Source organism: Rhizobium sp. WSM1328 (assembly GCF_057653715.1).
The window spans coordinates 373,565-390,563 of record NZ_JBYGKO010000003.1 but is presented as its reverse complement, the minus strand read 5'-3'; the positions used below and the strand labels follow the sequence as shown (position 1 = coordinate 390,563).

Annotated in this window: 18 protein-coding genes and 1 pseudogene; 14 read left to right on the top strand and 5 right to left on the bottom strand. The window is 60.3% G+C overall.

Annotated elements, in window-relative coordinates; translation table 11 throughout:
• The first annotated feature begins 268 nt into the window (after positions 1-268).
• The 7 genes and pseudogenes from AC2444_RS29490 to AC2444_RS29460 form a co-directional block, all read left to right on the top strand.
• On the top strand, positions 269-559 hold the full coding sequence (locus tag AC2444_RS29490) for a type II toxin-antitoxin system Phd/YefM family antitoxin (protein WP_003555247.1): 291 nt from the start codon (positions 269-271) through the stop codon (positions 557-559).
• The gene (locus AC2444_RS29485; protein ID WP_003555245.1) at positions 556-933 is read left to right on the top strand and encodes a type II toxin-antitoxin system VapC family toxin; all 378 of its coding nucleotides are present in this window, start codon (positions 556-558) and stop codon (positions 931-933) included. Before AC2444_RS29490 ends, AC2444_RS29485 begins: the two co-directional genes overlap by 4 nt.
• A gap of 11 nt (positions 934-944) precedes the next feature.
• On the top strand, positions 945-1,274 hold the full coding sequence (locus AC2444_RS29480) for a type II toxin-antitoxin system Phd/YefM family antitoxin (protein ID WP_012760597.1): 330 nt from the start codon (positions 945-947) through the stop codon (positions 1,272-1,274).
• Complete coding sequence (locus AC2444_RS29475; RefSeq protein WP_012760598.1) at positions 1,271-2,413, top strand: site-specific integrase; 1,143 nt, start codon at positions 1,271-1,273, stop codon at positions 2,411-2,413. The genes AC2444_RS29480 and AC2444_RS29475 overlap by 4 nt, the downstream gene beginning before the upstream one ends.
• Positions 2,414-2,531: 118 nt before the next feature.
• Complete coding sequence (locus tag AC2444_RS29470; protein ID WP_003555240.1) at positions 2,532-2,780, top strand: type II toxin-antitoxin system VapB family antitoxin; 249 nt, start codon at positions 2,532-2,534, stop codon at positions 2,778-2,780.
• The gene (locus AC2444_RS29465) at positions 2,777-3,163 is read left to right on the top strand and encodes a type II toxin-antitoxin system VapC family toxin (RefSeq protein WP_003555238.1); all 387 of its coding nucleotides are present in this window, start codon (positions 2,777-2,779) and stop codon (positions 3,161-3,163) included. The genes AC2444_RS29470 and AC2444_RS29465 overlap by 4 nt, the downstream gene beginning before the upstream one ends.
• Before the next feature lie 188 nt (positions 3,164-3,351).
• Positions 3,352-3,766, top strand: a pseudogene (locus AC2444_RS29460) (transposase); the annotation flags it as partial.
• Between the two features lie 67 nt (positions 3,767-3,833).
• On the opposite strand, the gene repC reads toward AC2444_RS29460, so the two are convergent.
• From repC to AC2444_RS29435, 5 genes are all read right to left on the bottom strand, one after another.
• Positions 3,834-5,141, bottom strand: a complete 1,308-nt coding sequence (gene repC / locus AC2444_RS29455) for a plasmid replication protein RepC (RefSeq protein ID WP_128449390.1) — start codon at positions 5,139-5,141, stop codon at positions 3,834-3,836.
• A gap of 199 nt (positions 5,142-5,340) precedes the next feature.
• A complete protein-coding gene (gene repB, locus AC2444_RS29450; protein ID WP_003555234.1) occupies positions 5,341-6,330 on the bottom strand; it encodes a plasmid partitioning protein RepB in 990 nt (329 codons plus the stop codon).
• Entirely contained in the window at positions 6,327-7,544 is a 1,218-nt protein-coding gene (gene repA / locus AC2444_RS29445) for a plasmid partitioning protein RepA (protein ID WP_003555232.1), read from the bottom strand. Before repA ends, repB begins: the two co-directional genes overlap by 4 nt.
• A 262-nt stretch (positions 7,545-7,806) precedes the next feature.
• Positions 7,807-7,983, bottom strand: a complete 177-nt coding sequence (locus AC2444_RS29440; RefSeq protein WP_164902772.1) for a hypothetical protein — start codon at positions 7,981-7,983, stop codon at positions 7,807-7,809.
• Between the two features lie 865 nt (positions 7,984-8,848).
• The gene (locus AC2444_RS29435) at positions 8,849-9,934 is read right to left on the bottom strand and encodes an ROK family protein (protein WP_012760602.1); all 1,086 of its coding nucleotides are present in this window, start codon (positions 9,932-9,934) and stop codon (positions 8,849-8,851) included.
• A gap of 124 nt (positions 9,935-10,058) precedes the next feature.
• Between AC2444_RS29435 and otsB the strand changes: the two genes are divergently transcribed.
• The 7 genes from otsB (at position 10,059) to AC2444_RS29400 (ending at position 16,930) form a co-directional block, all read left to right on the top strand.
• Positions 10,059-10,838, top strand: coding sequence for a trehalose-phosphatase (otsB, locus tag AC2444_RS29430; RefSeq protein ID WP_206615926.1), 780 nt, complete (start codon positions 10,059-10,061; stop codon positions 10,836-10,838).
• A gap of 198 nt (positions 10,839-11,036) precedes the next feature.
• Positions 11,037-11,921 (top strand): helix-turn-helix domain-containing protein, encoded by an 885-nt coding sequence (locus AC2444_RS29425; protein ID WP_128449391.1) that lies wholly within the window; start codon positions 11,037-11,039, stop codon positions 11,919-11,921.
• A 215-nt stretch (positions 11,922-12,136) separates the two neighbouring features.
• Positions 12,137-13,210, top strand: coding sequence for an ABC transporter substrate-binding protein (locus AC2444_RS29420; RefSeq protein ID WP_017997565.1), 1,074 nt, complete (start codon positions 12,137-12,139; stop codon positions 13,208-13,210).
• 70 nt (positions 13,211-13,280) lie between these two features.
• Positions 13,281-14,102, top strand: a complete 822-nt coding sequence (locus tag AC2444_RS29415) for an ATP-binding cassette domain-containing protein (RefSeq protein ID WP_128449392.1) — start codon at positions 13,281-13,283, stop codon at positions 14,100-14,102.
• Positions 14,099-15,358 (top strand): sugar ABC transporter permease, encoded by a 1,260-nt coding sequence (locus tag AC2444_RS29410; RefSeq protein ID WP_012760607.1) that lies wholly within the window; start codon positions 14,099-14,101, stop codon positions 15,356-15,358. Before AC2444_RS29415 ends, AC2444_RS29410 begins: the two co-directional genes overlap by 4 nt.
• A 26-nt stretch (positions 15,359-15,384) precedes the next feature.
• Positions 15,385-16,113 carry an SDR family oxidoreductase gene (locus AC2444_RS29405; protein ID WP_128449393.1) on the top strand — a complete coding sequence of 243 codons (729 nt, stop codon included), beginning with the start codon at positions 15,385-15,387 and terminating at the stop codon, positions 16,111-16,113.
• Between the two features lie 52 nt (positions 16,114-16,165).
• Positions 16,166-16,930, top strand: coding sequence for an SDR family NAD(P)-dependent oxidoreductase (locus AC2444_RS29400; protein WP_128438895.1), 765 nt, complete (start codon positions 16,166-16,168; stop codon positions 16,928-16,930).
• Positions 16,931-16,999: the final 69 nt, after the last annotated feature.

Below are 16,999 nucleotides of genomic sequence, written 5' to 3'. Positions count from 1 at the left end.
TGTGTCGGCATGGCCACCAAATCAGCCCCGCTTACCCCCAGCAAGCTGGAGATTGGCAATTTGGCGAGATCGTAAGACATTGAAATCATGGTAAACACGTCATTAACCAGAAGCGATATGGATGCTAGCTTCCGTCATCGCTCGGGATTTTCTGAAAAGTTATAACCATCGATAAGTAGCTCTTATCGGAAGTGATACGTACAGATGGATTGTACGCACGGGTTTACGGTGCTATCGTGCAGCTTGAGAGGCAAAATCGGAGCGCACGATGTCCCAGACCAGCTACAAGATCAGCGAAGCGCGGAAAAATTTCGCCGAGGTGCTCGAGCGCGCCAACCAGGGCGAAGAAATCATTATCATGCGGGGCAGTGAGATCTATGCCCGCATCGGCCCAGCCGATGGCGGCAAGCGCCCCTTCGGCTTGCTGCGCCAGCGCGGCCTGCCCGACGACCTGTTCGACGAGGTCGATGCCGAACAAGTGGCAATCGACGCCGGCGATTGGAACGATGATGTCGGCGTCTGGCAGGGTGGTCCATCCGAGCGCGAGCCCCAGCCATGAAGATTCTGCTCGACAGCCACGCTGTCTACTGGTGGACAATCGGTAGCGAGCGGCTGTCCGGGATGGCCCGGTCGCTGATCGAGGACAAGGCCAACAGCGTCCTCGTCAGCGCCGTGTCCTTCTACGAGCTCGACAACAAGATGCGTTTGAAAAAGCTCGATCTTAGGCCGCAGGAACTGCGCGCTGCCGTCGCTGACAGTGGCCTACAGACACTTGCCATCACCGACCTGCACGCCGAACTGGCGGCAAGCTTCGACTGGGATCACCGCGATCCCTGGGACCGCATTCTCGCCGCCCAGACGCGGTTGGAACATTGTGCCTTCGTGTCGCTCGACACCGCCTTCGATGCGGTGCTGCACGAACGGGTATGGTAAGGAGGTTGGTGATGATGATATTCGCTGATGTCCAGGAAGCCGCGGAACGCTTGGAGGAGCTCATCGAATTGGCCCGTCAGGACGAGGTCTATGTGTGCCGGGACGGACGACCTGTTGCAAGGCTCACCGCGTTTTCTTCGAGCCCTGTTCTCGGATCTGACCAGCCCACGAAGAGCCTTGGCGACGGGGTAGCGGCCGCTTCAGCCAGCAGGATCGCCGAGGCCGGAAGACCTTCTTCGCTCGATGATGTCTGGGCTATTGCTGCGACAGGCAGGCCGAAAGACGTGGATCTGACGTCCGCGCACGATGACTTCTACGACGCAGACGGCGCGCCGCGATGAGTGTCACGCATTCTGCATCCGTCACCAGCCGCGCCGAGGCCCTGGACACCATCGCAGCCGTGCTGCCGATCGACCGCCGTGACAAGCTCGCCGAGCTCTTGACCGACCAGGATGTCGAGACGCTGCGGCATCTCGTCAATGCCGGTATGGGCGACAACACGCTGCGGGCACTGACCTCCGACCTCGCCTATCTCGAAGCCTGGTCGCTTGCGGCGACGGGTAGCGCCCTGCCCTGGCCAGCGGCGGAGGCGCTGCTGCTTAAATTTGTCGCCCACCATCTGTGGGATCCGCAACGGCGCGAAAACGACCCCGAGCATGGCATGCCGGCCGATGTCGAAGACGTCTTGCGCTTTCGCGGCTTCCTGAGGTCTCTGGGGCCACACGCACCCGACACGGTGCGGCGGCGCCTCGCCAACTGGTCGACGCTGACCAAATGGCGCGGCCTCGACGGCGCCTTCACCTCCCCTGCCCTGAAGTCGGCGATCCGGCTGGCGGTGCGCGCCGTGCCGCGGCCACGCCGCCGCAAAAGCGCCAAGGCGGTCACCGGCGAGGTGCTGGCCAGGCTGCTCGCGACCTGCAGGAGTGACAGTTTGCGCGACGTTCGCGATCGGGCGATCCTAATGGTCGCCTTCGCCTCCGGCGGTCGTCGTCGCAGCGAAGTCGCGGGTCTGCGCCGGGAGCAACTGACGGTCGAGGCGCCGGTCACCGGTGAGGACGACATCCCCCTCCCCTCGCTCACCATCCATCTTGGCCGCACCAAGAATTCCGGTGCCAGCCAGGACGAGGTCGTCTATCTGACCGGCCGGCCGGTGGACGCGCTGAATGCCTGGTTGACGGCTGCAAAAGTCGACGGCGGCAGCGTGTTTCGAGCGATCGATCGCTGGGGCAATGTATCCCGACGGGCGCTCGACCCAAAAGCGGTCAACGATATCGTCAAGCGGCGGGTGGCAGAGGCTGGGCTGGAGCCTGGGGAGTTTTCGGCGCATGGACTTCGGTCGGGCTATCTGACGGAGGCTGCGAACCGCGGCATCCCGCTTCCCGAAGCCATGGAGCAATCGCGCCACCGCTCTGTGCAGCAGGCATCCAGCTACTATAACAACGCTACGCGGCGAAGCGGTCGCGCTGCTCGAATGCTCTAGGTGGCTCCATCTAAATGTCCGGTAATTTATCGGACATTATTCGACAGGCTTGAAAATGAAGAAGATTGCGCATAGAAATCTAGAAAGAACGCTATTTTTCTAGACGGAAATTATCGGAATGAGCCTCAGCATCAAGGATCCGGAAGCCCATCGCTTGGCGCAGGCGATCTCCCACGCCACGGGAGAAAGCATGACCCGCGTTGTCACCGAGGCGCTGCGCGAGCGGTTCGCGAAGATCGAACGGCGAAAGGGGCGTGCCAGCGTCGAGGAGCTCCTGGCGATCGCCGATCGCGCCGCAGCGCACGTCAAACGCCCCTATGTCGACCATGCCGAGTTCCTTTACGACGAGAACGGCCTGCCGAAATGATCATCGATACCTCGGCCCTGGTCGCAATCCTCTACCGTGAGCCCGAGGCGGCGAGTTTCGTTAAGATCATCCATGACGCGGAGCTCACGCGGATCAGCGTCGCCAATTACGTCGAGTTGTCGATGGTGGTCGAGGGTCAGCTCGGCCCCGACGGCATGCGCCAGGCCGAGGCCTTCTTCCGGCGCGCCGGCATCATCATCGAGCCTGTCACGCTCGAGCATGGCGAATTGGCAAGGCAGGCGTTTCTCGATTTCGGAAAAGGTCGTCACAAGGCCGGTCTCAACTTTGGCGACTGCTTTGCCTATGCTCTGGCGAAAGCGTCCGGCGAGCCGCTGCTGTTCAAGGGCAACGATTTCGCTCAAACCGATGTCCGGGCGGCGTGATCATGGCGGAAGAGAGACTGCAGTCAGGAGTTGAGGCCCTACCGCCTGCGAATGAGCCCCTCCCCTGCCGCTGCCGCGATGGCTTTTCGCCCGTTGTTGCGTCCGGCGCAGCCGGCTTGGTGGATGGCACCCTCTTCGGCCTCTTCTTGGCACGAGAGGATTTTCCGCGGCCCCGATCGATGTCACGGGTGAAGGTATCCCACGATACGGTGTGGCAGTTCCTGCGGCGTGAGGGATTGCGGTTCAAAAAAACACTGTTCGCCCTTGACCGGGCGCGCGCTGACGTTGCGCAACGGCGACAGCGCTGGCGATCCTGGCAGTCTGGCCTCGATCCAAGACGGCTGGTCTTTATCGATGAAACCTGGATCAAGACCAACATGGCGGCGCTTCGAGGGTGGGGGCCGAAGGGCAAACGCCTGCGCAGCTTCGCCCCGCACGGACATTAGCGCACCCTGACTTTCCTCGGCGCGTTGCGCTGCGATCGGCTCACCGCACCCTGTGTCTTCGATGGACTCGATCAAGGGTGAGTGCTTTCGCGCCTATGTCGAGCAGCAACTCGTACCAGTGCTCAAACCCGGCGACATCGTCGTGATGGATAATCTCGTAGCAGCCTGCAGAGTTTTGCCCGAGCTTAGCTATCTATCGGCGCCGCCCGCACGGAGCCGAAGGCCTATCCAACTTTCCGCCCGGCCGGCGCATTTGCCCGCAGAAGCGCCATCAGCATTGGGCCGATCGCGAATTCGCCCTTTTCGCTTCGCCGCGTCAGGCCACGAAGATAGCCACCGGCCGAATTAATGTGGCCGCCTCGCTCCAGGATGCATGCCATCACGGTCGCGGCGTTTTCCGGACCCATCACATTGGCGGCCTCTTCGTAGGCCGATGGACTGACGCCCAGCATCGATCGAACGATGACGGCTGCGGCCATCAGATCGCGCCAGTTGCGGATTGCGCCATCCGGCCCATAGGCAAGGATTTCCGGACAGGCCTGCAGAACCAGGCCAAGTGGGAAGGATTTCAGTCCGCCACCATCGTTGCGGCCCCCCGGCCGTCGACTTTGCTCTTCCTCCATCTGATGGAAGGGATGGGTTGCCTTACCCCTTCCCTTCTCTGCCGTCACGGCCCCTCGGTCGTTGTCTGGCTCAGCTGTCGCGCCCTGCTTCGTTTCGAAGCCTGGTTCAACTTCAGAAATAGATTCGGGATTTGAATTCTGTATGTGACGCTCGATATAATCGGCATTGCCGCGCTGTTTTGTTGATTTAACCTGAATTTCCAGCTGGTTAAGGATATTTGTCCGCAGGCCCGTCAATTCATCCAGCAACAGTTCAAGCTGTGCTGTCGTCGGCGATCGCGGCAGGCCTTCGATCAGGTCCCGGAATTCGCGGTATAGGCCTTGCCAATCCCCAGGGATCTCTTCTTCAACGGCCGCTTCGATCAGTTTTGCAATGTCACGGCGGCAAAGGGTGATGCGTTCACGCAGACGCTGGACATGCAGCCGCTCAGCCATAACCTCGGCCGCGAGCTGTTCGATCTCGTCGGCACGGGCAAGGAGCGGCGCCAGCGAGAAGCCGAACGCCTCGTCGACCTCCCCTGCCCTGTCCCTGCGGACGTAACGCTTGCCGTTGGGGCTATCCTTGCGCAGCAGAAGACCTGCGTCGACGAGCGCGGCGAGATGACGCCGCACCGTCTGTTCGGCCATGCCATGCGTTCTGAGCGAAAGCTGGATATTCGACGGGAAGACGATCAAACCGTTTCCCTGGGCCAGTTCGTTCTTCGGATAAAAGCTCAAAAGCGCGTTGAGCACGGCAAGCGCCCGATCGCCAATGCCGAGCAGCGGCTTTGCTTCGCACAGCGCGCGAAACAATTTCCACTTATCGACAGACTGATCCGGTTTGATCTCCCCAGCCATGACCTGGCTTGCAAGCATGCCAAGCGTCATCGACCGCCGCCCGAAGGGCGTCGTTACACTTCCGGTTTCCATATCTTCCACCTCAACGAGGCAAAAGAAATCCGCTCACCAAAACGGCGCCAAAAACTCTTGACAGCGATTCTCGGAAGTGCGATTCTCGGAGGTGTTCAGGACTACGAGGAAAGCTTCCGCGACGGTGACGTTCGGGGGCTTTTTTCTTTTGCGCGTTATCTCCTATCCGAATTGTCAGCTGACAACCGGCCTAACTGCCTCATTTTCCCTCATTTTCCTCTTCGAACTCGGCGGCGAGGCCTACCAACCGCTGAGCCAGGAATTCCGAAAACGCCGCCGATTTGACGGTGATGCGAAAGGTTTTGCCGGACCGGGCCACCAAAGCAAGCGGAGCGCCGCCTTGGGTCCGGAGCGTCTGCTCGGCCCGCTGAGGTGCACTCTTCTCCTCTACCGCCTTCCAGATGACATCGAAGCGGCTGTTGGTCTCCAACGTCACGAAACCAGCAGCTCTGATGGCAGCCTGCGCCTTTTTCTGCCCGCCCGTCTCCCTGAATTTCTCGGCAAACGCCAACCAGCGCGGGCGTCCGACCTTGGGGGCCGGCCCGATGGCGAGAATGATCTCGGGATCGATCGTCTGAGCCACCTGCAGGAGCCTTGACGTTTCCGGCTTGTCTGTCGCCAGTGCCTTGGAAATCATGTCACGGCTGAAGCCATGCTCGTCCATGCGGCGTGCAAACAGTGCCCGCTCTATAAAACTCAAGTCGACACGCGGGCCATTCTCCTGACCCTGTGCGAGGATCAGCTCTTCATCGGTGAGCTTACGTACAACGGCCTTAACAGGAACCCCGATCTCTGCTGCCGCCCGCAGGCGCCGGTGGCCATAGGCGGCCTGGTAGTGCCCGGCCCTTGCCGGGTCCGGCCGCACCAGAATCGGAACCTGCTGTCCGCTTTCCTGGATAGACTGCTTCAATCGCTCGAACTCGGCATCCTTGTCGACCGGGATGCGGTCGCGGATGAAGGACATTTCGACCGCAGCCGGATCGATCTCCAGCACCTTGTCGCCGGAAGCCAGCGATTCCCGCAGTGCCTTAGCGGCGGCTGCTTCCTCTCCCAGCCGTCCAAGTGACAGGTTCATCGCCTTGACCGCTCCCGAAGGCCGATGCGGCTGTTGCACGCTTGGCACGTCCGGCCGTGTCGGTTCGACAGCGCCGACCATGCTCTTCAGGATGTCGCGTCCTTTTGGGCTCATGTCCTGCTCCATGCACTACGAATGAGTTGCTCGACCTCGGCATTGACGCTGTCGACGGATTCCACCCCGCGGTCATAGGTCTGGCGATGCATCGTGTCGCGTCCGGCCTCGTAGATCGTCTGTTTCGACAGGCCAGCATCCGAGACCGCTGTCGACTTGACCATCATCGAGGTCAGCACACGCTCGCCAAACAGGCTGCGCAGGAAGGCAACGATCTGCGCCTGCGGTCCATCATTGGACTCATAGCGGGTGACCAGATAGCGCATCCAGTCGTAATCAAGATTGCCGCCTGCCTGCTTGACCACGGCCAGAAGGTCGGAGGTCATCGTCAGGAACTGGTTCATCGACGCAACGTCGAGCATCTGCGGATGGACGGTGATAAGGACGGAGGTAGCGGCACAAAGAGCAGAGAGCGTCAGAAAGCCGAGGGTGGGGGGGCAATCGATGATGACGACATCGTAGCTCTGCTCCAGCGAATGCAGCGCATTGCCGACCCGCATGAAGAACATGTCCTTGTCGTCGCGGTTGGTGTCGGCGAGCGCCTTTGGCGTATCGTGTTCGAACTCGTGCAGTTCGAGATTGCCGGGAATGAGATCGAGCCCCGGAAAATAGGTCTGGCGAACGATGTCGGCTACGTCGCGGCGCGTTTCGTCATATTTGATGGCACCATAAAGCGTCTCGTTTTCGCCGACGTCAAATTCGGGTTGATATCCGAGCATCGCCGACATCGACGCCTGCGGATCGAGGTCGACGGCGAGCACGCGGTAGCCGCGAAGAGCCAGGAACTGCGCCAGGTGGATGGATGTCGTCGTCTTGCCGGAGCCACCTTTGAAATTGGTGACGGCGATCACCTGGAGATGGTCACCCGGCCGGCGCATCGGCAGATAGGACGGTTTGGTGCGCCCGAGATGGTGGCGCATCGCATGGATTTCCTCAAGCGAGAAGACCCGTCGACCGGCCGCCGTCTTTTCCGGATTGATGCTTTCCACCTGGGCGGCAAGGTGGCGAACATAGCTGTCCGTAACGCCGAGCAGCTTGGCAGTCTCGGTGCTGCTGAACCGCCGTAGCGATTTGCGGGCGTCGGGCGAAAACAACCGCTCGAACAGCACCTGCAATTGGCTGCTGAGCATCGTCGAGTCCTGCGCGATCGTCTCGTCGATCGAGACTCGACTCGCTCTCTTGGCTTTCTCAACAATCGCGGCCTTAGTCGGCATTCACGCAAATCCTGATAAATCGGGTCATTTTGCGCAAATGATCGTGAGTCTGCCGACTCCGTCAAGCGATTTCTTGGTTAGCCAATGGATAACAGACAGGATTCAACGAAAAAATCATGTGGAATTCCGGAATCTTAGCTCAATTGTCAGCTGACAATGGCGGCGGTGCCCGCACCCGTCGATGCCAGACGCTAACGCAGTTGCCGACTCACCGGAAAACAACATCCACTGCTTGAGCACGTCGGACCAGACAATCCGTTTCTCATTTATAGGCAGATGAACGGCACAGGCTTTCGGTTTCCATCCCGCGGACAGGTTCGTTGCCGGCGGACTTGTCATTTGTGTCCTGGGTTGCGGCATCGCGCCGTGGCTGCGCAAGGCCGAGCATTTGTTCCAGACGGCCAGCATTGAGCGGAGCGCTTATTCCCTTGAAATTCATGATCCATCTTTCGTCTGCGCATCGATTGCGTGAAGCCTTGGAGATAAGCGCAATTTGAAGCCGCCGAGAACCGCCAGCCGGCGTTATCACCATCTTTTCCAAGCACGCGCGAAGGGGAGGGGAGAGCCCCATCTTCAAGCGCCGATCCGAAACGCGACCTTTGGCGGCGACGCTCGCCGCTCGGGTCTCTTCCCCGCGCAAGGATAGAAGAGTGGCGCGCAGGAGCGGCCTGACATGCGAAAGGCCCCATCTTATCGGCACCGGCGAACTGGGCTATCGCAGATCATGCGGCATCGCCAGAATTTGGAGACTGCGATTTGGGTTTTACCACAGGCAAGGGTGCTGCTGCGGACCAACGGGGGAGGGGACCCGCAGCCCGAATTTTCGTGCCGATCGAAGTCAGGGAGATACTGGGAGCGGCTGGCGTCAAGGGGTTCCGGTTCGTTTGTACGCAGATCCGATAATCGCCAGGCCAGGTCAATGGCACCAGTCTAGTCACGTGCCGGGTTGAGCGCGAACAGGGTTGCAGACATCCCAGGCTGTCATCAACCGCCACGATGAATACAGCGCATGCTAGGCGAATCAGGTTTCGGCGAGTATCATCGACAGTGCTCGCAGCAATCGTACCGAGATATTGCTGACGTTATTGGGTAGCCCGGGCAACCAGATCTCACCTCCAAGTTGGCAAAGCCGCCGTCTTCTAGCGGAACTTATTGGCGAGTTCGCTTCCGTCCACGGAATTCCTTCTTGTTTACCTGCTATTTACCATAACGCGGCACGCCGGCGGCAAAGCCTAATCGCGGATCGCAAGCATCGCGGCCGATCCAGCGTTCCTTACGTAGAGTGGCGCGAGGCAGGCATTCCACTATCGCACCTTCGTGCCCTCGCGATTGGTAAAGTGCGCATTGCCCAACCCCGTGCCTATGGTCAGCACAGCCCATCTCGACACGTCGCTCATAAAAGGGATCTGCGACAATCCCTGCACGACTGCATCGTTGTGCATCATCACGAATGTGCTGTCGTCGCCGATCTCAGGAATGGCCTTCATCAGTGCGGCGGGAAGGTTGAAACTGTCGCTCTCCCAGTTTCCGCCCGGCAGGTTTTGTCCGCCACGTTCGATTGAACCATCGGCTTTGATGATGCCGGGGCATGCGATCCCGATGATCGGCGCTGGCTTGAGATTGGCCTTCTCGGCCTTGCCGATCAGATCCCGCAACATCGCCGCCAACCTTTCGATCGTGGCGGTGCGGCTTGGCTCATCGTCGGCATGACGCCAGATGGTGGATTCCCAGACGCTTGCATCCGCGAAATTCGGCACGTCGTCCTTTCCGAATTTAACGACGCCGGCGCGAACGTTCGTGCCGCCGATATCAACGGCGAGGATCGCCTCGTGGCCCTTGAACATCCAGCGCGGCATCAGGTGGATCGCACCGATCAGTCCGGCCTCATCGGGGTGATGTACGATCGGCACGACTTCGACGTCGACGCCGGCCGCTTTAAGAATGACCATGGTCCTGGCGATTGTCAGTTCGCCAAAGTGGCTCCGACGAAAGCCGCCGCCAACGACGATGCGTTCTGTCTTTCCCCAGCCTTTGTCTTTCAGAAACTTTGCTATCACATCGGCAAAGTCTTGCGCAAAATCCTCCACTGCCCCCATGACCAACGCCGCCGCCGCCAAATCATCGCCCTTCAAAATAGCGTCGATTTTTTTCTTGGAGAGTTTCTCCGTCGCGGTCTTGCCGATCGGGTCGTCTCCAACCTTGCGGATGCGTTTTCTCCAATCGTCGAGCTTTTGTTGGAACGTCTTTTTGTTGGCGTTGTCGCCAACGAAGCCATCCTTGTCACGCAGTTCGTTATTGTAATCGTCGATCGCTACCAATGGCAGGTTTAAAGCGCCATGTGCCAACGGGGCATTGATCTCATCACGGGGATCGGAACTGCTTTTGGCCATCAATGTACCTTCTACGGCGCGAGTGCTCGAACGGGCGGCGAGATACAACGCGAACTATCCTCTGGATGTTCCGGACTCTGAAAAATCACCTTGCCCTTGCCGGTTGGCGACCTAGCTTCAATGATTGCAGAGTTTGGAGAATGCCGTGCAGGACGATGCCGCTACACAGGAAATGCTTTCACTGGTCTTGGAGGAACCGGACCGCTGGGCAATGTTTCTCGATATCGACGGAACGCTGCTCAATCTTGCACCCACACCGGATGCGATAGAGGTTCCAGAGGCGCTTCCTGGACAACTTCATCGCCTGTCGAACAAGCTCGGCGGCGCCTTGGCGCTGGTCACCGGACGGTCTCTTGCTTATGCAGACGCGCTGTTCAAACCCTTTGCATTTCCGACAGCAGGCCTGCACGGCGCCGAAATCAGGAACGCCGCCGGAATGCAGACGCTCGAGGCGACACCTGAGTTTCAGGCGTTGAAACATGCGCTGACCGCTGAAGCCGAGCACTACCCTGGCGTCCTGATCGAGGACAAGGGCGCGGCCGTTGCCGCCCACTACCGGCTGGCGCCGGAATATGAAAAGGTGCTCGAAGACCGCATGCACCACTATGCGGAGCTAGCCGGGCCGAACTGGGCATTGCAGCTCGGCAAGATGGTATTCGAGCTGCGCCCGGCACGGTCGAGCAAGGGCGATGCGCTGGAGCGGTTCTTCCAGTCCGACCCGTTCAAGAACCGCTCGCCGATTACCATTGGCGATGATCTGACCGACGAGTCGATGTTTGCGATCGCCAATGCGCGTGGTGGCGTTTCCGTGCGTGTCGGCGCGATCGGCGCTCCGAGCTGCGCCACGAGCCGGCTGTCCTCTTCTGCGCTGGTCAGAAACGTGATTGCCGCCTTGGCCGCCTGAGGTACGCCGTTGGACGATGTGCATGCGGGTTGCTGTCGTCTTTACACCGGCTGCGCAGTGTCAATTGTCAAAAAAGTATCGGTTTTACCCGGGAATCGTGGTGGCGGGCACGACACGAGACCATTACACTCTCCTTAACAATAAAGCCAAAAAGGGAATTTGGCGGACGGCCTGGAACAGTCCTTGGAGGAGGAAACAATGGAACCCGACTTGGAAGTGGTTCAGATCCGGCCCGGCGAATCTTTCGCGACGAAGGCGCATGGCTATCCCTACCATACGGTTCGCTGGCATTTTCATCCGGAATACGAACTTCATCTCGTCGTGGCGACGACGGGACGCTATTTCGTCGGCGACTTCATCGGCGAATTTGAACCGGGCAACCTTGTGCTTGCCGGACCTAATCTTCCCCATAACTGGATCAGCGATGTCCCGAAAGGATCGAGCATTCCGCTTCGATGCCAGCTCATCCAGTTCAGCGAGAATTTCATCAGCGGTACTATGAAGGTGCTGGCCGAACTCGGGCCCTTCGATCCGGTTCTTGAAGCCTCGCGGCGCGGCGTGCTCTTCGGCGCCGATACCAGCCGGCAGGTGGCTCCCCTGATGAACGAGGTGCAGGAGGCACACGGTGTGCGTCGTATCGAGCTGTTCATGATGATCGTCGGCCTGCTCAGCCGGGCGCAGGATTCCCAGCTTCTCGCCAGCCCGAGCTATCTGCCCGATCCATCTGGCTACATGTCTGCCGGCATCAACAAGGCGCTCGCCTATATCAGAGAGAACCTGACGAAATCCTTCGACGAAGCCGATCTGGCGACGATTGCTGACCAGTCGACCGGCGCCTTTTCGCGCGCATTCCGCCGCCATACCGGCATGTCGCTGGTACAGTATGTGAAACGCCTGCGCATCAATCTCGCCTGCCAGATCCTGATGAGCGATGACCACGCATCGATCACCGATATCTGCTTCGAGGTCGGCTTCAACAATCTGTCCAACTTCAACCGGCAGTTTCTCGCGGAAAAGGGCATGACGCCTTCTCGCTTCAGGCGGTTGTTGGGCGACAATATCAACGTGGCAAAGGCGGCCTAGAGGAGCCGAACGAGCACCTCCAAAGGACGAGGGAGGACGAGGAGGAGGAACCAATACTGACACTGACTTGAACGGGGGCACGCGATGAGCGGCTCGCGATTGGAAATGCTTGTCCTCAAAGACGTCAAACCGCCGGGGCAGGCGCGACCGTTCCTTCAGCCGAACGGCCACAGCAGAACAGTGCGATCACAACACAATTTTTTCAACGGGAGGAGATGGAAATGATGAAATTCTCAACAAAGGCGGCAGGCGCCGCGGTATTTGTCCTGTCCTTGCTTGGTGGTACTTCCGCCTTTGCGCAAACCGCCGTTGCGGATGCGACAGTGGCATTCCTCATGCCCGACCAGGGATCGACCCGCTACGAGGAGCACGACCACCCGGGCTTCGTCGCGGAAATGAAGAAGCTTTGTGCGTCGTGCAAGGTTCTCTATCAGAACGCCGATGCCGATATCGCAAAACAACAGCAACAGTTCAATTCGGCCATCACGCAAGGCGCCAAAGTCATCGTGCTGGACCCGGTGGATTCGGCGGCCGCCGCATCGCTCGTCCAGCTTGCACAGAGCCAGGGCGTCAAGGTCATTGCCTATGACCGCCCGATCCCGAAAGGCAAGGCCGATTTTTACGTCTCCTTCGACAACAAGGCGATCGGCAAGGCAATTGCGGAATCGCTCGTCCAGCATCTGAAGGCGCAGAACGTGCCGACCGATGGCGGCGGCATCCTGCAGATCAATGGTTCGCCGACCGATGCGGCTGCCGGGCTGATCAAGGACGGCATTCACGAGGGTCTGGCGAGCGGCGGTTACAAGACGCTTGCCGAATTTGACACGCCGAACTGGCAGCCCGCGAACGCCCAGCAATGGGCGGGCGGCCAGATCACCCGTTTCGGCAAACAGATCGTCGGCGTGGTCGCTGCCAATGACGGCACTGGGGGTGGCGCCATCGCAGCCTTCAAGGCAGCAGGTGTCGATCCGGTGCCGCCGGTCACCGGCAATGATGCGACGATCGCGGCACTACAGCTGATCATCGCAGGGGATCAGTACAATACGATTTCAAAGCCGAGCGAAATCGTCGCCGCTGCCGCTGCCGACGTCGCCGTGAAGCTTCTGGCCGGAGAAACGATCAAGGCCGAAATGACGCTCTACGACACGCCGGCGCAGCTCTTCGTCCCTGCCGTCGTTACTGCTGAAAACCTCAAGGCCGAGATCATCGACAAGAAGATCAACACCGCCGAGGAACTGTGCACCGGCCGCTATGCCGACGGCTGCAAGAAGCTCGGCATCACCAAATAATAGAGCCAAGGGAATGCGCGGCCGGACCACCGGTCGCGCTTCCGATTTTTCCTTTTTCGAAGGCCAGGCGATGTCTGAAACCTCTCATACTCCTGACCCTTCCCGTCAGCCTGTCCTCAGTCTGCGTGGAATATCGAAGAACTTCGGGGCAGTGTCGGCGCTCACCGATATCGACCTCGACGTGTATGCCGGCGAGGTGGTGGCGCTGGTGGGCGACAACGGCGCTGGCAAATCGACGCTGGTCAAGATCCTGGCCGGCGTGCATCAGCCAAGTTCGGGCACGATCTTCTTCGAAAACAAGCCGGCCAACCTGTCGAGCCCAAGTGCTGCGCTCGACCTCGGCATCGCAACCGTCTTCCAGGATCTGGCGCTTTGCGAAAATCTGGACGTCGTCGCCAATATCTTCCTCGGCAAGGAACTCAACCCATTTCAGCTGGATGAGGTTGCGATGGAGATTGCCGCCTGGAAGCTCTTGAACGAGCTCTCGGCCCGCATTCCGAGCGTGCGCGAACCTGTTGCCTCACTCTCCGGCGGACAGCGCCAGACGGTCGCGATCGCCCGATCGCTGCTGCTCGAGCCGAAACTGATCATGCTCGACGAACCCACAGCTGCGCTGGGCGTTGCCCAGACCGCCGAGGTGCTCGACCTCATCGAGCGCGTGCGTGTGCGCGGCCTCGCCGTCATCATGATCAGCCACAATATGGAGGATGTTCGTGCCGTCGCGGACCGAATTGTCGTCCTTCGGCTCGGCCGCAACAATGGCACCATGCTGCCCGACGCATCCAATGAGCAGCTCGTCAGCGCCATCACCGGTGCATCCAACAATTCCGTCTCCCGCCGCGCGTCGCGCCGCCAGGCGCAAAGCCAACAGAACGAGGAGGGCAGGCCATGATGAAGACCATCCAGAATGAGCCGGCGGCACCTGCGCTGCTCGACCGAAGTGACGAAAGAGTGCGCCATGACGATAGCCTTACCGGCTCGATCCGCGCCTTTGGGGATCGCATCCGCTCAGGCGATCTCGGTTCGCTGCCGGTCATTGTCGGCCTGGCGATCATCTGGACGGTGTTCCAGGCGCTCAATCCGGTGTTTCTCTCGAGCAGCAACCTCGTCAACATGCTGTTCGACTGCTCGACGGTCGGTGTCATCTCACTCGGCATCGTCTGCATTCTGATGGTGGGTGAGATCGACCTTTCCGTCGGCTCCGTCAGCGGCTTCGCCTCGGCACTGGTCGGCGTCTTCTGGGTCAACCAGGGCTGGCCGGTGGTTCTTGCGGTCCTCGCCGCCATGATCGTCGGCGTCCTGATCGGCTCGCTCTACGCATTTCTCTTCAACCGCTTCGGCATGCCGAGCTTCGTGTCGACGCTGTCCGGGCTGCTCGCGGTTCTCGGCCTGCAGCTCTATATCCTCGGAGCGACCGGTTCGATCAATCTTCCCTATGGTTCCTGGCTCGTGAGTTTCGGTCAGATCATGGTCATGCCGGACCCGATCGCCTATCTGCTGGTGGCACTTGCCGGCATTGCCTTCTTCTTCGCTAGCTACCGCACCTCGGCGCGCCGGCGGGCGGCCGGCCTGTCAGCGAAATCGGCCCGCGGGCTGCTTCTACGCGCCGTCATCATCACACTCGCCCTGGAAGCTGTCGCGTTCTATCTTAACCAGTCGCGCGGCATTCCGTGGATGTTCGGCCTTTTCGTCGGGCTCACCAGCGCGATGAATTATGCGCTGACGCGCACCAAATGGGGACGCTCGATGCATGCCGTCGGCGGCAACAGGGAGGCCGCCCGTCGTTCCGGCATCAACGTCTCGCGCATCTATACGAGCGCTTTCGTCATGTGCGCTCTGCTTGCGGCAACCGGCGGCGTTCTCTCCGCCGCACGGCTGGCGACGGCAAGTCAGCAAGCCGGCACCGGCGACGTCAATCTCAATGCCATCGCCGCAGCAGTTATCGGCGGCACGAGCCTGTTTGGCGGGCGAGGCAGTGCCTATTCAGCCCTTCTCGGCATCATCGTCATTCAGTCGATTGCCAGCGGGCTGACGCTTCTCGATCTGTCATCGTCACTTCGATACATGATCACCGGCGCTGTCCTTGCCGTCGCCGTCATCGTCGACTCGCTGGCACGCCGCTCGCGAATTTCGCACGGCCGAGCCTAAAGCAACTGAGAAAACAGAGGAAGAAAATGGGACAGGATCTGTCTGGAAAAGTCGCGGCCGTCACCGGAGCGGCGTCGGGTATCGGCCTGGAATGCGCCAAGGCTTTGCTTGCCGCCGGCGTTCGGGTGGTGCTGGTCGACCGTAACGAGGAAGCGTTGCGGGAAATCTGCTCGAAACTCGACGCCAACGCCATTCCCTTGGTCATCGATCTCACCGATCCGAAAAGCGTCGAACGGATGATGCCTGAGATACTGGAAAAAACCGGCCAACTGGATATCTTCCACGCCAATGCCGGCTCTTATATCGGCGGCGAAGTGCTGGGCGGAGATCCTGATGCCTGGGACCGGATGCTCAATCTGAACATCAACGCCGCATTCCGTTCGGTGCATGCCGTCCTGCCGCATATGGTCGAGCGCAAGACCGGGGATATCATCCTGACGAGTTCCGTTGCCGGCATGATCCCTGTCGTCTGGGAGCCGATCTACACCGCCTCGAAACACGCGATCCAGGCATTCGTCCACACGCTGCGGCGGCAGGTGGCCAAGCATGGCTTGCGCGTCGGCGCCGTCGCTCCAGGCCCAGTCGTCACCGCCCTTCTCAGCGATTGGCCACAGGAGAAGTTGGACGAGGCACTCGCAGCCGGCGGCCTGATGGAGGCGAACGAAGTGGCCGAAGCCGTGCTCTTCATGCTGACGCGCCCACGCAACATTACGATCCGCGATCTCGTCATCCTGCCGCAGAGCGCCGACATCTGACGAAAGTGCATCCGTCTTCAACACTCGCGAACCCACTCAAGAGGAAACGGCCATGATCTTCGACAGATTTCGCCTGAACGGACAGGTGGCGCTGGTGACCGGCGGCACGCGCGGCATCGGGCTTGCCATCGCCGAGGCGCTCGGCGAGGCGGGCGCCAAAGTCATCATCACGGGCAGAACCCGCAATCTGGCCGCGGAAGACCAGCTCTCCAGGGCCGGCGTCGATTGCGATTTCATCGCCGTCGACCTGATGAAGGAAAGCGCTGCCGACGAACTCGTCGCTGAGACTCTTTCGCGGGCGGGGCGGCTCGACATCCTCGTCAACAATGCCGGCATCGCCATTCACGGCGACAGCGGCGAATTCTCCGATGCCATCTGGCGCGAAATCATGACGGTCAACGTCGACGCCGTCTTTCGCGCCTGCCGCGCCGCATTAGCACCGATGCGGCGCCAAGGCGGCGGCGCCATCCTCAATATCGGCTCGATATCGGGCATCGTGTCCAACATTCCCCAGAACCAGGTCGCCTATAACACCTCGAAGGCGGCGGTCCACATGATGACGAAGAGCCTCGCCAGCGAGGTTGCCGCTGAAAACATCCGCGTCAACGCCATCGCCCCCGGCTATATCGAGACCGATCTGTCGCGCGGCGGCATCGACAATCCCGACTGGTTCCCGACCTGGCGCAGCATGACCCCGATGGGACGCGTCGGGCAGCCGGAGGAGGTGGCGGGTGCCGCATTGTTCCTCTGCTCGGCGGCAGCAAGTTATGTCACCGGCGAAGTGCTGGTTATCGACGGCGGTTATACAACGCGCTGAAACCCGAAGACGGGGAGGGCGGCTCGCAGCCGCTTGGTTGGTGCGAGCGGCCGATTATCGTCCGCGCGC

Excerpts from the sequence above, each read along its gene's own strand:
- AC2444_RS29470 (WP_003555240.1), top strand. The coding sequence starts at position 2,532 with ATGAGCCTCAGCATCAAGGATCCGGAAGCCCATCGCTTGGCGCAGGCG.
- repA (WP_003555232.1), bottom strand. The coding sequence starts at position 7,544 with ATGCCGACTAAGGCCGCGATTGTTGAGAAAGCCAAGAGAGCGAGTCGA.
- AC2444_RS29440 (WP_164902772.1), bottom strand. The coding sequence starts at position 7,983 with ATGAATTTCAAGGGAATAAGCGCTCCGCTCAATGCTGGCCGTCTGGAA.
- AC2444_RS29485 (WP_003555245.1), top strand. The coding sequence starts at position 556 with ATGAAGATTCTGCTCGACAGCCACGCTGTCTACTGGTGGACAATCGGT.
- AC2444_RS29400 (WP_128438895.1), top strand. The coding sequence starts at position 16,166 with ATGATCTTCGACAGATTTCGCCTGAACGGACAGGTGGCGCTGGTGACC.
- AC2444_RS29410 (WP_012760607.1), top strand. The coding sequence starts at position 14,099 with ATGATGAAGACCATCCAGAATGAGCCGGCGGCACCTGCGCTGCTCGAC.
- repB (WP_003555234.1), bottom strand. The coding sequence starts at position 6,330 with ATGAGCCCAAAAGGACGCGACATCCTGAAGAGCATGGTCGGCGCTGTC.
- AC2444_RS29475 (WP_012760598.1), top strand. The coding sequence starts at position 1,271 with ATGAGTGTCACGCATTCTGCATCCGTCACCAGCCGCGCCGAGGCCCTG.
- AC2444_RS29425 (WP_128449391.1), top strand. The coding sequence starts at position 11,037 with ATGGAACCCGACTTGGAAGTGGTTCAGATCCGGCCCGGCGAATCTTTC.
- AC2444_RS29405 (WP_128449393.1), top strand. The coding sequence starts at position 15,385 with ATGGGACAGGATCTGTCTGGAAAAGTCGCGGCCGTCACCGGAGCGGCG.
- AC2444_RS29465 (WP_003555238.1), top strand. The coding sequence starts at position 2,777 with ATGATCATCGATACCTCGGCCCTGGTCGCAATCCTCTACCGTGAGCCC.
- AC2444_RS29480 (WP_012760597.1), top strand. The coding sequence starts at position 945 with ATGATGATATTCGCTGATGTCCAGGAAGCCGCGGAACGCTTGGAGGAG.
- AC2444_RS29420 (WP_017997565.1), top strand. The coding sequence starts at position 12,137 with ATGGAAATGATGAAATTCTCAACAAAGGCGGCAGGCGCCGCGGTATTT.
- AC2444_RS29435 (WP_012760602.1), bottom strand. The coding sequence starts at position 9,934 with ATGGCCAAAAGCAGTTCCGATCCCCGTGATGAGATCAATGCCCCGTTG.
- AC2444_RS29490 (WP_003555247.1), top strand. The coding sequence starts at position 269 with ATGTCCCAGACCAGCTACAAGATCAGCGAAGCGCGGAAAAATTTCGCC.
- AC2444_RS29415 (WP_128449392.1), top strand. The coding sequence starts at position 13,281 with ATGTCTGAAACCTCTCATACTCCTGACCCTTCCCGTCAGCCTGTCCTC.
- repC (WP_128449390.1), bottom strand. The coding sequence starts at position 5,141 with ATGGAAACCGGAAGTGTAACGACGCCCTTCGGGCGGCGGTCGATGACG.